The organism is Mesorhizobium sp. M0019 (assembly GCF_040323975.1).
GTDB lineage: Bacteria > Pseudomonadota > Alphaproteobacteria > Rhizobiales > Rhizobiaceae > Mesorhizobium.
Map to the genome: position 1 here is coordinate 1 of NZ_JAMYVK010000089.1, position 12,083 is coordinate 12,083.

The 12,083-nt window shown below is 56.7% G+C and carries 15 protein-coding genes; 10 read left to right on the forward strand and 5 right to left on the reverse strand.

What is annotated here, in order from left to right:
• Window positions 1-288: 288 nt before the first annotated feature.
• Window positions 289-780: a Hachiman antiphage defense system protein HamA gene (locus NKK47_RS33700; protein ID WP_352579763.1), complete on the reverse strand. Its 492-nt coding sequence runs from the start codon at window positions 778-780 to the stop codon at window positions 289-291.
• A gap of 234 nt (window positions 781-1,014) precedes the next feature.
• Here NKK47_RS33700 and NKK47_RS33705 point away from each other — a divergent pair, with 234 nt between their 5' ends.
• The 8 genes from NKK47_RS33705 to NKK47_RS33740 all read left to right on the forward strand — a co-directional run bounded on the left by NKK47_RS33705 (window position 1,015) and on the right by NKK47_RS33740 (window position 7,439).
• On the forward strand, window positions 1,015-2,223 hold the full coding sequence (locus tag NKK47_RS33705) for a T6SS phospholipase effector Tle1-like catalytic domain-containing protein (RefSeq protein WP_352531003.1): 1,209 nt from the start codon (window positions 1,015-1,017) through the stop codon (window positions 2,221-2,223).
• A 70-nt stretch (window positions 2,224-2,293) separates the two neighbouring features.
• The gene (locus NKK47_RS33710) at window positions 2,294-2,446 is read left to right on the forward strand and encodes a hypothetical protein (RefSeq protein ID WP_352579764.1); all 153 of its coding nucleotides are present in this window, start codon (window positions 2,294-2,296) and stop codon (window positions 2,444-2,446) included.
• Between the two features lie 53 nt (window positions 2,447-2,499).
• Window positions 2,500-3,276 carry a gluzincin family metallopeptidase gene (locus NKK47_RS33715; protein ID WP_352579765.1) on the forward strand — a complete coding sequence of 259 codons (777 nt, stop codon included), beginning with the start codon at window positions 2,500-2,502 and terminating at the stop codon, window positions 3,274-3,276.
• Window positions 3,277-3,351: 75 nt separating this feature from the next.
• The gene (locus NKK47_RS33720; protein WP_352579766.1) at window positions 3,352-3,978 is read left to right on the forward strand and encodes a hypothetical protein; all 627 of its coding nucleotides are present in this window, start codon (window positions 3,352-3,354) and stop codon (window positions 3,976-3,978) included.
• Entirely contained in the window at window positions 3,975-4,220 is a 246-nt protein-coding gene (locus tag NKK47_RS33725; protein WP_352579767.1) for a hypothetical protein, read from the forward strand. The genes NKK47_RS33720 and NKK47_RS33725 overlap by 4 nt, the downstream gene beginning before the upstream one ends.
• Entirely contained in the window at window positions 4,202-4,999 is a 798-nt protein-coding gene (locus tag NKK47_RS33730; RefSeq protein WP_352579768.1) for an MBL fold metallo-hydrolase, read from the forward strand. Before NKK47_RS33725 ends, NKK47_RS33730 begins: the two co-directional genes overlap by 19 nt.
• Window positions 4,954-5,538, forward strand: coding sequence for a ComEC/Rec2 family competence protein (locus NKK47_RS33735; protein WP_352579769.1), 585 nt, complete (start codon window positions 4,954-4,956; stop codon window positions 5,536-5,538). Before NKK47_RS33730 ends, NKK47_RS33735 begins: the two co-directional genes overlap by 46 nt.
• Before the next feature lie 239 nt (window positions 5,539-5,777).
• Window positions 5,778-7,439 (forward strand): DUF6119 family protein, encoded by a 1,662-nt coding sequence (locus tag NKK47_RS33740; RefSeq protein WP_352530997.1) that lies wholly within the window; start codon window positions 5,778-5,780, stop codon window positions 7,437-7,439.
• A gap of 66 nt (window positions 7,440-7,505) precedes the next feature.
• Here NKK47_RS33740 and NKK47_RS33745 read toward each other — a convergent pair whose 3' ends face one another.
• The 4 genes from NKK47_RS33745 to NKK47_RS33755 all read right to left on the reverse strand — a co-directional run bounded on the left by NKK47_RS33745 (window position 7,506) and on the right by NKK47_RS33755 (window position 9,817).
• A complete protein-coding gene (locus NKK47_RS33745; RefSeq protein ID WP_352530995.1) occupies window positions 7,506-7,994 on the reverse strand; it encodes a hypothetical protein in 489 nt (162 codons plus the stop codon).
• A 305-nt stretch (window positions 7,995-8,299) separates the two neighbouring features.
• Entirely contained in the window at window positions 8,300-8,752 is a 453-nt protein-coding gene (locus NKK47_RS35295; protein ID WP_502897031.1) for a nucleotidyl transferase AbiEii/AbiGii toxin family protein, read from the reverse strand.
• Window positions 8,753-9,009: 257 nt separating this feature from the next.
• Window positions 9,010-9,231, reverse strand: coding sequence for a hypothetical protein (locus NKK47_RS35300; protein ID WP_502894689.1), 222 nt, complete (start codon window positions 9,229-9,231; stop codon window positions 9,010-9,012).
• Complete coding sequence (locus NKK47_RS33755) at window positions 9,224-9,817, reverse strand: DUF6088 family protein (protein ID WP_352579770.1); 594 nt, start codon at window positions 9,815-9,817, stop codon at window positions 9,224-9,226. Before NKK47_RS33755 ends, NKK47_RS35300 begins: the two co-directional genes overlap by 8 nt.
• A 301-nt stretch (window positions 9,818-10,118) precedes the next feature.
• On the opposite strand from NKK47_RS33755, the gene NKK47_RS33760 reads away from it, so the two are divergent.
• Both NKK47_RS33760 and NKK47_RS33765 read left to right on the forward strand, forming a co-directional pair.
• The gene (locus NKK47_RS33760) at window positions 10,119-10,289 is read left to right on the forward strand and encodes a hypothetical protein (RefSeq protein ID WP_352579771.1); all 171 of its coding nucleotides are present in this window, start codon (window positions 10,119-10,121) and stop codon (window positions 10,287-10,289) included.
• A gap of 377 nt (window positions 10,290-10,666) precedes the next feature.
• Entirely contained in the window at window positions 10,667-11,449 is a 783-nt protein-coding gene (locus NKK47_RS33765) for a metallophosphoesterase (protein ID WP_352579772.1), read from the forward strand.
• Window positions 11,450-12,083: the final 634 nt, after the last annotated feature.

The following is a 12,083-nucleotide window of genomic DNA, read 5'->3' on the forward strand; positions in this document are numbered from 1 at the left end:
CATAAGGCGGTGACCCTCTGCCTGTCAGCCTTGGAGGGCGATTCGATTGACCCCCACATAATACGAAAGGCCTTTGAGGCTGCCGAGGTTTGCCGACGATGTCGAAGAAATCGAGCGCCGCTTCCCGGGCCGCGCCCTCCAGAGAGTCCAAATGCCCAAGGTCCGATACCAACTCATATTCGCGAAGGTACTGTTTCCGGTTGGCGAGAAATCCCGCGGCGGATTTGGCATAGTCCTTAAGGCCGGCGTTCGCGCTCCCTGCGAGCTTCGATTCCAGGAAAAAGATTGTCAGGCATCGCCTTCAAAAGTGGCGTGGATCCCGTCTAGGCCGTGGACTGGCATGTTGGCGGAGGTTTTAAGCGCCATCTTTGCCGCGACCTGTGCCGCTGAAAGATGGTGCTGAACGACGCAATAGGCGAGCACCTCGCCTAGTTCGCTAGCGCGCGACGGGCTGGTGGCATTGAAGGTGATGAAGACGTCCCGGACAGCCTGATGCACCCGGGCGATCAGTGTGAAATCCTTCTCGATCGCCGCCGTGTACTCAAGCCGCCGCTTTCGCGGCAGGGCGTAGTACATGCACTGGCCCCACAGAAACTCCGCTAGGGCATCGATCTGCGGTTCGTCCTCCTTGAAACGCACATGGAGTAGTGCGGTCCGTGGCCCGTCGTCTTCGCATTGCGCGTCGTGCGCGACGGCGCAGGCGACGTGCGCGCCTAGCTTCGACGGATTGAGGAGGCTAGAAATCGCCTTTTGGATGTCCATGCCGGTGTTGCTGTCCACGAAATAACTTACACTAGTGATTCGGATTACAGAATCCTAGAGGAGCGCAACAATTGTCGCACTTCAATTCGCGGTATGCTTCCGACCTGCGGCCCGTATCCGCAGGAAACGCGAACCTAAAACGGAGATTTAGACTGCTTCGGGGAAGGTCCGACCGAAAAACCGTGCTAGACGATACAGGTTCAAAATCGTCCAGTTTAGTCTAGATGCATCAGTGGGGGAGCGTAAAACAAGGTGGGGAAAAACATCGTTGTCTGCTGCGACGGTACGGGAAATCAGATCGAGCGCAATCTTTCGAACGTTTTGAAGCTGTTCCGCATCCTGAAGAAGAGCGAGGAACAGCGCGTCTACTACGACGCTGGCATAGGCACGATCGGGGCCAGCGACGCCTGGACCCGCTGGCGACAAAACACCAAATCTGTGTTTGAGCTTGCGACCGGGTATGGGCTCGATGCTGAAATCGCCAGTGCCTACGCATTCATCTGCCGACACTACGCAGAAGGGGACGCAATTTTCCTCTTTGGCTTCAGCCGAGGAGCCTACACAGCTCGAGCTGTTGCGGGCTTGATCCACATGATCGGCCTGCTGCAACCGGATCAGCTCAACATCGTCCAGTATGCCGTGAGCTCTTACAAGCAAGCCAGCGATGAGCACGATCTCAGCGTTGCCTGGCACTTTTCTAAGGTCTCAGGAGCCCGAGACGCTCGCATCAAATTTCTTGGTGTATGGGACACGGTGGCGTCGGTCATCGTGCCGCGACGAGACCGACTTCTGCCACAGCTTCTGACACTGCCGCATACAAGGACCAATCCGAGTGTCGAGGTCTTTCGCCATGCGATTGCGATCGATGAGCATCGTCGCATGTTCCGCCTGAACCGGTGGGTCGAGCCGCAGCCGTTCGTCGAAAATCCTTTCGACAAAACTGCGCCGGCAAACCAGCAAGATATCAGGCAAGTCTGGTTCGCCGGATGTCATTCGGATGTCGGTAGTGGCTATCCTGAAGAGGACAGCGCTATCTCTAAATTTCCGCTCGACTGGATGATTGATGAAGCCACGGCATTTGGATTGCAGATCAATTCTCGGATGCGGGAGCGCCTCGTCTTCGGAACAGGAGAGGGTGAGGGGAAGATGAACTTCGTCAGCCCCAATCCACTTGGGACCGTGCACGATTCAATGACCTGGGGCTGGAAGCCGCTCGAGTGGATTCCAAAATCGGCCAAATGGCGTGAATGGAAGCGAAAATCGGCGCTCGGTTTCTATCTTCCGCAGGCCGAGCCTCGCACGATCGAGCGACTGGAGCCGCGGCCGTTTGTTCATCAGTCGGTTCTGGATCGGAAGGCGGCCATCTCGGCATATAAGCCTGAGAATTTTCCAACGGCATTCGATGTTGAGCCTTATGGTGACCTCATGAAAGATCGGTTGGCTAAAGAAGCCGGCAGCTAGCGCAGGCAGCCGTGATATCTTCAAGTTCACAATTGCAGGGCCGATTCGCAGTCATTCGAGGGGGATGCAGATGGCGAAAAAGAGCAGTCCCGTTAAGAAGGGCGAAAAGGCTGTAGCGGTGAGCCTTTCGCCTGCTGAGACGCGAGATGTCTATGCCTCCCGGCGGTTTCTGGATGGGGCGACGCAAAAGAAGCTCGGCCTCAAGGTTCGCTTCGACACATAGATCCCCTTGTCGCGAAGCAGAATCCCGGCCTGGAAATCGATGACGATTTTTATGTGCCTTGGGAGCCGCGCATTGGCGATGGCCCGACAAGCGCGAGGTTCGCTATTGTTGATTACGACAGCACCACAAATACGCTGGAAGAACCGGCGAAATGGAGCGTCGGCGAGAAGGTTTTTCTCGATCCTAAGGGCTGCAAGGTCGATAAAGTTCTGAAAGAAACCGCTCACTTCCGCCAGGTCAGCACCTGGGCAATTTTGCAAAGCACACTTGATTTCTTCGAGAGCCCAAGCGGGCTCGGCCGGCGCATATCCTGGGCGTTCGAAGGCAATCGGCTTCTGGTCACGCCGAATGCCGGTTACGGTGCAAACGCCTACTACGACCGAGAGAGCAAATCACTGCAGTTCTACTATTTTGACGATGACAGCGGTCAGCGCATTCACACCTGCTTGTCCAGCGATATCGTCAATCACGAGTTTGGTCATGCACTGCTGGATGGCATTCGGCCTTATCTTCTGGAAGCGGTCTCGCCGCAGACGGGTGCCTTTCACGAATTCCTTGGTGACCTGACCGCAATCTTGATGACGTTGCGGAACAATTCATTCCGCAAGGAGCTTGCGGTCCGGACCAAGGGCCACTTGAAGACGAAATCCGGCGACGAACTCATCGCTTCGGTCGCCACTGAGTTCGGCAACGCCGTGTCAGGACAACCATACCTTCGTAGCGCGGCCAATGATCATTTGCTGGGCAAATACAAGGATGAGGTCGAACCTCACGTCCTCTCGGAGGTGATGACCGGAGCCATGTTCGACATCTTCGTTGCGTTGGCCTAGCAATATCTCAAGCGAGAGCGCAGCGACGGGGAGACACACACACCGGCTCAATCGTTACAGTATGCGGTCGCTCAGATGCAGACAATTGCTATCCAGGCGCTCGATCTTTTGCCGCCAGTCGAGGTTACGTTCAACGACTATGCGCGGGCTGTCTTACGCAACCTCGCGATCGCAAATCCAACCGACCCCAACAACTATCACGAGATGATCGCCGATATTTTCGTCCACCGCGAGATCATGACCGCAGAGGAGAGGACCGACTTGCTGGTGCGCGCGCCCTTGTACGATCGGATGCCAGGAACAATTACGCACGACCCGGAGCTCACCGGGAGTTCGCGTGCCGCTGCCTATCGTTATCTCGATGACAACCGCGACAAGCTCTTCATTCCCGACCATGTCGACATCATCGTCGATGAGGTCTTCACCTCCGAGAAAATGGTCGGCCCGGGCCTCTTCCAGCCCAAACAGATCATCCTCCAATATCTGTGGCGCGAGGATCTGGCGTTGGTGGGCACACAGTTTGGCTCGTTTAATGGCAAGACGACCAGTCTCCTCTGTGGCGCGACCATGGTCTTCGACGTAAATGGCAGCCTGCTTTATTGGGCGCGCAAGCCAGGCAGCGAACCCTTTGCCACCGCAAGCGTGGCGATGGAGAAGGTAAAGCAGGCAAAAAACTCTTTGGCACCGAGAAGGCAGCCTTGACTGAGCTGGAGGCTGGCAAGCAGCGCAAGCAGGAATATCTCGACGCGCTGGTCAGGCGCATCGACGAGGGGATGGTTGGCGAGGAACTCGCCGGCCCCGAAGGTCTCATTGGAAGCCTTACACCGCCGCTGATCGCGCGCGAAGTTGACGGCTCAGTTCGGTTTGAGCTCTCGCCGCACTTTCATGTTTACGATGACGATGATTCCAGCTTGGGAGCGCTTAGATGGCAAATGAGCTCCTGATCCGCCTGTACGACGTCGGTCTGGGCGACTGCATTTATGTCCGGATCCCAGGCAAGACCGACAAGAGGGAAGACGCATTCCATATGCTGATCGACTGCGGCACCTGGAGCGAAGAGAAATTCCTTGCCACGGCGATGAAGCAACTTGAGAGCGAGTTGCCAGACGCACAGAACGGAAAAAAGCGCCTCGATCTTGTCGTTGTCACGCACGAGCACAAGGATCACATAGCGGGCTTCGATCCCAAGCTGTTCGAGAACATGAAGGTCGGCGCGGTTTGGATGAACTGCGCTATGGATCCCAAGCATCCGCAGACGGGAAAGACCCGCAAGATTAGGGGGATGGCTGAGCAGGCCATGCGGGGGCTTGCAGCACTTGGCCCCAGTCTGAGCCCTCGCGCAAGCGAGCTCTTGTCAGTTTTCCAGATCGACAACAAAGGCGCCATGCAGACATTGCGCAAGACGCTGCTCGACGGCGGAGAACCGACGTATGTGCACTCCGGCGAAACCAACGAAACGCATGGCATCAAACTCCATAAAGCGACAATCAATATCCTAGGCCCGGAGGCTGATTTCGATCGTTTTTATCTCGGCGCGACCGCCCAGCGTACATTGAAGGGCGTGCTGGGAGCGGCCGCGTTAGACGAGGAAAAGGAGTTCGATGTCTCAGCGGAAGGGCAAGAGCCGCCTTTGCCCCACAATATCAGTCCGGCCTCTTTCGCGCCCTTCGTGCCCGCATGCAGTCGAACGCTTTGGCATTCGCGGAACTGGGCGGCACGCTGAAAAACAATTCCAGCATCGTTCTGCTGATCGAATGGAACAAGAAGCGCCTGCTGTTTGTCGGCGATGCCGAATGGCACGGCGACTTCAAAGAAGGCAAGATGAATGGCTCGTGGAACGTAATGTGGAACGAGCGCCAAGATCTGCTCGGCAAAGCCGTCGACTTCCTCAAGATCGGCCATCATGGCAGCGAAAATAGTACACCATGGGACATGGGCAAAGGAAAGCCCAGCGAAGCGACTGCGATCCTGGATGCAATCCTGCCGGTACCGGCGGCCGGCCACCAATCGAAAGCAATAGCGGTCGTGTCGACCGAGCGTGGGAAATATCGCACAATTCCGCGTGGCCTCTTGATGACGGAAATCGCGCGGCGCGTTGGCGATACGCGGATCTACAAGGCTGATCTCAAAGATTTCAAACCGAAGGACCCAGTTGACTTTGACACATATGAACGGGAATGGCTCGATAAAGCCCAGCCCCTACGCACCGACTTCGAACGAATTAGGGAGGGAAAGGGCTTTATTGATGTGGCCTTCAGCTGAATGCAACTCCAGCATCTCAGTGGGGTAAGTCACACAGCAAAACGCATGTTTGAGGCGACGATGGACATGAGGAAGGTCGATGTTGCCGCAATCGAGGCAGTTAGCGCGACTGACGGTCCCTCGGTGAGCAGCCCAGCGAAAGCCACGAGGCCAAAGCCACGCGGATATTCAATAATCAGTAGCGCACGCTGTTTGTATTTTGCCTCCCATCCCCTTACCATTACAGTTTGGGGGGATGCATGTCCAAGAGTCGATCTTTTTCAATCTATCTGCTCAAGCCGGGGTTCGACCAAGCAAATGCGCTTGTCGACGACCATCCGCTGGATGCAGAGGTCCAAGCTGGCTTCCTGCCCGAGGGGGCCACACTTTTCGTGCTCGACAGTGACCCGCGGCCACCTTGGTGGAGGGGCTATTTCGGCGTCCAGAAGAATCTCGACCAAGTGAGCAAGGGTGCACTCGTTTTTCTTCCGATTGGCGGCAGGTGCTTCGCGCTATCGTTCGGACATGTAGCACACAATCTCAGGGATACGAGCTACGAGTATGACTTCGGCCTGCGTGTCACGCTCAACAGCCTCGATCCGAAAAAGCTGAAAAGCACGGACACGCTCGAGCCGAGCGCGGCAAAGCGCCAGCGTACGCAGCTGCCGATCGAGTCAGAGCTGACACTTTTCGACTTCGATCGCGACAGCACCATCCTGCGGAGCCTTACCGGCAAAGTGCGAGACGAACACAAGGAACTATTTCGCCATGCTACCGGTGCCAGCAATCTGCGCATCAGCACCGACACTCTCGCTGAGGGTCTTGCTCAGCTCTGCGAGAAGCTGCTGGAGCTATACGGCGCCGAGCAGTTCAAAGTATCATTTCCAGGTATACAGAACATCGTGCCAGTGAAGGATCCGGCAACACTCGTTGCTCTGAACGAACAGTTGTTGGCGGCTCTACATGCCAAGGACCCGGACCTAAACCTCACGGTCCCGGAGATTATAAACTACAGCGACAACGTGTTCGTCGCCTTCTCTGGCACTGGCCCCAGCCTCATATATGACGACGTGTATATCGGGCGCTACTATGACTACCTCGCCAGCAGGAGTTTCGAATTGGCCGACGTGGGTCTTAATGACCTGTCTCACCACAGCCTCGTCCTCACGGATGAGGACGGGGCCTCGCGAGACAGGTACAGCATTCTCAAGAGCCTTGTGTTCGATACAACGCTCGCGATTGCGGGTGGCTCAACGTTCCACTTCTCGGAAGGACAATGGTACCGCGTCGACAACAATTACATTACCCGCCTCACCACCTATCTCGATCCGCTCTACATCGCCGCAAATCTTCCCGCCTATACGCAGTCGAGCGAAGGTGCGTACAATCTGGCCGTTGCCCAGGCCCAGGCCGGAATTGCGTGCCTCGACAAAACGAACATCGCTCCTGAAGGCCAGACGCAGGTGGAACCATGCGACCTGCTGGCAGTCCAGAACGGAAGTGCGGTATTCTATCATGTTAAGATTTCGACGCTCTCGGCTCAGCTCAGCCACCTTTTCAATCAAGGGATCAACGCGATTGAGCTTCTTCGGCTGGATACCGAAGCGGTCGCAAGGTTGGCGGTGCTCCTTACGGCAGCGCTGGATGCCGAGGGGTCAGAAAACGCAATGGCTCTCCTAGCCGATGGCAAGTGCCATATTCAGTTTGTCATTGTTACCCGAAAGGACCCGGCAAACCGGTCGCTCAATCTGCCTCTCTTTTCCCGCATCAGCATGATGAGAACTATGAAGGCTCTTCATGTGCGGGGCATAGAGCGCAGCTACACCTTCGTATCCGACAACTCGGCCGACGCGGAAGGAATGAAAAAGAAGCGTAAGAAAAAGGCCGCAGCGAATGCGGAAGCTGTTGTAGAACCCGCATAAGTCCAGCATCTGGTAGGCTAGGAAGTTTCAGCGGAAATAGGCTGCTGCCCGACGCGGGATGCTAGTCTATCGGCCGTCTCGCTGCGCCATTTCGAGGGCCTCGCCGACACTGTGCGCCTCGTTGCGATATGGTTTCGTCCTTCTAGCGATATCGTCGAAATCCCGGCGTTCCTGCGACTGACGGGTGGGACGGTCACTCCAGCGTGCCACGATCTCATCGAGGTCAGCAAAAGATAACTCGCTGCGCCGCTTCCTATCCCAGCGCAGTTTGCCCTTCTCATCTCGGTACGGTACTGAAATACGTTTGCCGAGGCGATAGTGGCCAAACATGTCAGGGCCGGTGCTGGCCGCGCTATTTTTAGCGCGACAGTTGTTTCGAACCAGCGCCCTGAGACCCAGGTCGTTGATGTGATCCTGAACATTCGCAATGCGCTCGGGGTACCGGGTTACAATCGTGCTAATAGTCTTGTCGACCGAGAACCGTCCCTCGCGTGACGATTCCTCAATCAACTCTTCAAGGAAGGAATGAAATTCTTTTAACTCCAAATTGCTCATTCGTCTGCTCCGCCAGCTTTGGGTAACTGATATGCGTGATGATTTCGGAACAAGTCAAGAACGGATGACGCTTGTCTACAGCTCAGAATGAGGAATGAATCGAGCGCATACTAACCCTTTAACATTCACACTGGAAAACAGGCCTAAGACGGGATGGAACGCTTGGAATAGATTCGCTCGGTAGCGGAATGCGACATTACTATTCGGAGGAATTTAGGGAGCCGAGGCTAGGGCGTTGATTTCGCCCTCCAGCATTTGAATCCGGGCAAGGATTTCGTCGAATGCTAATGGCTTCTCGTCGAACATCATCGGAGACATGTCGCGATAGAAGCGCGGAGGTCTCTCTGCCTGGCCTCAGAGGGCATCAGTCGTAACGTGCCGGGCCGGGCGGTATCGTAGTTAGCCCACCCCGAGCGGAAAAATACTGCTTTGTGCCTCGCCACCTGCTCGAGGAGGTCGAAGTTGGTCGCTGCGGCCTTCCCATCCGCAGTTTCTAGGAGCATCGCGATATCATAGTAGTGCCGCGAGAAGTATTGCGGAGTCGGAATTTCATCCGGCCGGTGTGCCTCCGCATGAAGTGCAGTGGCCTTTTCCCAGAATGTGCGTCGTGCCGACAGCACGGTTACGGTGCAGTCTGGATCGTCGAAGAAATCCGGAAAGTCGTCGGCCGCATATGGGCGAATGGTCCGCTGTTCGGTCGGCCATGGATCGCCTCGGGCGCCGAATTCTAGCTTCACCCGAGGTGTGATGTAAGTCATGCCTGCGTACCCTCCCGCCGACAGGGCAGTCGGGCAGTGAAAGTTAACGGTCTGGGGGTCGTTACCGTCGATTCCCAGTGACCATCCACCATCATCTGGAATGCCGAGGTGCGAGGGCGATGGCGTCTTGAAGTGGCGGCAAAACTGAATCCGCGATGTACCTTTCGGTATCGGCTACGAGGGCATCGATGAGTTTGCCCGCAGCTTTTCGACTAAGGCCTTCTTTCTCGGGATCGCGCTCACCAGTGTAACCAAGGTCAGTCCGATCGAAGGAGAGGTGTAAAGGCTTTCGACAGCGACGTCCCGCCTTTGAACACGAGGGCGGGTGCGTTTTCTTTTTGTAACTCGACGAGCCGCTTCAGCGTCCAGCAGACCCAGAAGTCTTTCTCGATGATGGTGTTGTCGACGCCACGCGCCGCGCCTGCCTGGCCGAACAGCGCGGAGCGATCGGAGCGGTTTGAAACAGCAACCTTATCCATCAGCCGGCCCGGACGCGCCTAGAGCGATAGACATAAGCGTTGGCCTCATCCAAGCTGGGGCTTGTGCGGCACTATTAGGAAGCACCTTCTTGTCGCCGGCAGATAGACTGCGGGCAGCCACATGAGCGATATCGATGGCGCGGGAGGGACGAAGATGCCGCAGGGCCTGGACAATGGTCCCGACTGGGCTACCCGGCGCGATCAGATGCTTCGGGGAAGCGTGACGCAAATCGACGGTTCGCTTGTCAAGCACAACACGCCTGGATGGGCCGTCGGTGAGATAAATGCTCTTGGCTGCCACCTGCGTGGATAGGCCAAGGGCATTTGCTGCCCGGGCTCCAGTGATCTGTGCCTGCGATCCAGTCTCACCGGCGAGTGCTTGAGCTACGTCGTCTGGCGCCGGTGATAGCGGACCAAGCTTTGCGTGCACTTTGGGGAAATCGTAAAGGCCGCGGGCCAGGCGTCGGAGCTTGCCGCCTTGGACCAGACGCGACAAAGCCTGATCGACTGCCGCACGGCCAGCAATGTCGAGAAAATCACTGGGCGTGAAAACACTGCCGCGGCCGCTGGCGTGCGCGCGCTTCATAATCTGATCTGACGCTGATGGTGCCCTCGCTTTCATACTCTATTTTTCTGACAATCAAGGGCCGTGTTTGGCGCCGTATGACGCTCGCGAGGGCAATGATGGAAAGCGTAGATCCGCTGGATTTCATAGAAAGCTGGGCAGCCCCGGAAGAGAGGCACGTTCAAAATTCATCTAGGCCGTGAAGGCCCGCGGGGCTTCGGCGCGGTCTAACCGGCCCCAAGCCCCAAGCCAGCGGCGGACTCACATCGAAGTGGGAGTGGCCCCTGACCATTTTCGGAGGGAACCGGTACGTAGCGCGATCGTGGATGCGCTGATTCAGCACAGGCGGGCGGCATCCTTGGAGCGGCTGCAGGCGGTCGTGGATGCCCGCAACAAGGCGTGCCTGGCCCTGCTAGGCTTGCGCGGTTTCCCCGAGTTGGAGCCGACGCCGACGCCGGGCCTCGTTGCGTTGGTGCAGGACGCCGGAAAGTAAAACCCGGCCGCTCGAATGGGGCCGGCTCCGCATGGAAACTTTTCGCCTGACACTCCATGAATCAAGGTGACCTAGCGGGAGGTCGAGGATTCTACCGGCCCGGCCGAAACGATTGCAAGCGGTACGCAGCCGTCCACTCTGAACGGGCGGAAATGGCACAAATTTTGAGGTGCCTGTGTAACGAAGCGACGAAGGCGGTCGCATAATGGGCCTCAAGGCAACATATTGCGGCGCCCGGTCCATGTCAGCGCCGCTGAAATCGTCGCTTTTGTGGCCGATAAATGGTCCCCATAACGAATGGTCATTTACTGGTCCAACCTAAGACCTGTTTCTTGCCCCATTTCCTTCCGGAGTCGGGCTTATGTAAGTGTGGAGCAATGCAAAAAATCATTCATATAACAGACCCCCATTTTGTCGCACCTGGCAAGATGCTTTACGGCATCGATCCGGCGCAGAGATTATGCGACACCTTGGACCACGTCTCGCGCGTACACGCAGATGCGAAACTCATCCTTATTACCGGCGACCTTGCTGACACGGGGGATCCGGCCGCCTATGTGCTCTTGCGCGAGATTTTGTCGGACGTCCGGCTCCCCGTCTATCTGACCATCGGCAACCATGACAACCGCACCGCGTTTCGAGGCGTCTTCGGCGGAGAAGGCTTCGTTCAGGCGGCTGTAGACCTGCACGAGTGGCTCCTCGTCTTGCTCGACTCGAAGGACGACATTAGTCCTGGCGGTTGTCTCGACGGTGGCCGGTTTGAATGGCTCCAAGAGCAGCTTGTCCGTGGCGCCGACCGACCAGTCGTGGTTGCTATGCACCATTCACCATCGGACTTGCATGTGCCCTGCTTTAGGACATGCGACATGAAGGAGACCGAGCGGTTCTTTTCCATTGTTAAGAAAAACGCATCGGTCCGCCACATGCTCTTTGGTCATCGGCATGTCGCTGCAGCAGGCAGTCTGTCAGGAATCTCCTTCACTGCCAGCCGTGGCACGGCGCAGCATATCGTTCTGGACTGGGAACAATATGGCAAGCCCATATTCGTCGCGGCTGCACCCTCATACGACGTCATCATGTTGGACGGAACGGATGTCGTCGTCCATCGTCACGAGGGACTTGATTTGTTGCCCGTTATTCGTCCGGGTGACCCGAAATGAGTGTCGCATCCTCAATCACGACCTCCGATCGGCCTCGGCCTGGACTGATCATCTTCGATTTTGACGGGCACCCTTGCGGAGACGAAAATCATAGCATCCGAGGTGTTCGACAAAACTCGCCGCAGAAGGTGTCCCGGTACATCCGGAAGGAATCAGGCAACGCTCTCCGGAATTGAGCGAGACGATCAACAACCGCCTATACTAAGCGTCATGGCGTGTAAGCTGGCCGGAACACTTAATGGAAACAGTCGAGGTTGAGATCCAGCTGGCCCCTCGATGAGCCTGTTGGCGACACCTGCTCAATTGAACTGCTCCACTGGCTTACCATTCCCTTTGTGTCGTATCGAGTACATCAGTTTCGACTCATCCACCGCATGAGAGCCGCTGACATTTGGGGCTTGCAAGCCCACGGCTCTTCTCCTCCGATAACATCGGTGTCCGCAAGCCCCACCCTTCCGTGCTGCTGATAGCCGCGAAGTTATGGGCGTGTCTGCGAGCGAGCGCGTTCTCATTCAGGACGGCTTCATCGGCCTTAATGCCGCGCGAAATGTACGCATACGACGAAGGCCGCATGATTGGCACGCGTGCGTGGGCGCGGCGGGCTCTATGATGGCGATGCGTGAAGGTCAGGCGG

Bases quoted from the DNA above. Each gene is read 5' to 3' on its own strand.
- NKK47_RS33710 (WP_352579764.1), top strand. From the start codon at position 2,294: ATGGCGAAAAAGAGCAGTCCCGTTAAGAAGGGCGAAAAGGCTGTAGCG.
- NKK47_RS33720 (WP_352579766.1), top strand. From the start codon at position 3,352: ATGCAGACAATTGCTATCCAGGCGCTCGATCTTTTGCCGCCAGTCGAG.
- NKK47_RS33730 (WP_352579768.1), top strand. From the start codon at position 4,202: ATGGCAAATGAGCTCCTGATCCGCCTGTACGACGTCGGTCTGGGCGAC.
- NKK47_RS33735 (WP_352579769.1), top strand. From the start codon at position 4,954: ATGCAGTCGAACGCTTTGGCATTCGCGGAACTGGGCGGCACGCTGAAA.
- NKK47_RS33740 (WP_352530997.1), top strand. From the start codon at position 5,778: ATGTCCAAGAGTCGATCTTTTTCAATCTATCTGCTCAAGCCGGGGTTC.
- NKK47_RS33745 (WP_352530995.1), bottom strand. From the start codon at position 7,994: ATGAGCAATTTGGAGTTAAAAGAATTTCATTCCTTCCTTGAAGAGTTG.
- NKK47_RS35295 (WP_502897031.1), bottom strand. From the start codon at position 8,752: ATGACTTACATCACACCTCGGGTGAAGCTAGAATTCGGCGCCCGAGGC.
- NKK47_RS35300 (WP_502894689.1), bottom strand. From the start codon at position 9,231: ATGGATAAGGTTGCTGTTTCAAACCGCTCCGATCGCTCCGCGCTGTTC.
- NKK47_RS33755 (WP_352579770.1), bottom strand. From the start codon at position 9,817: ATGAAGCGCGCGCACGCCAGCGGCCGCGGCAGTGTTTTCACGCCCAGT.
- NKK47_RS33765 (WP_352579772.1), top strand. From the start codon at position 10,667: ATGCAAAAAATCATTCATATAACAGACCCCCATTTTGTCGCACCTGGC.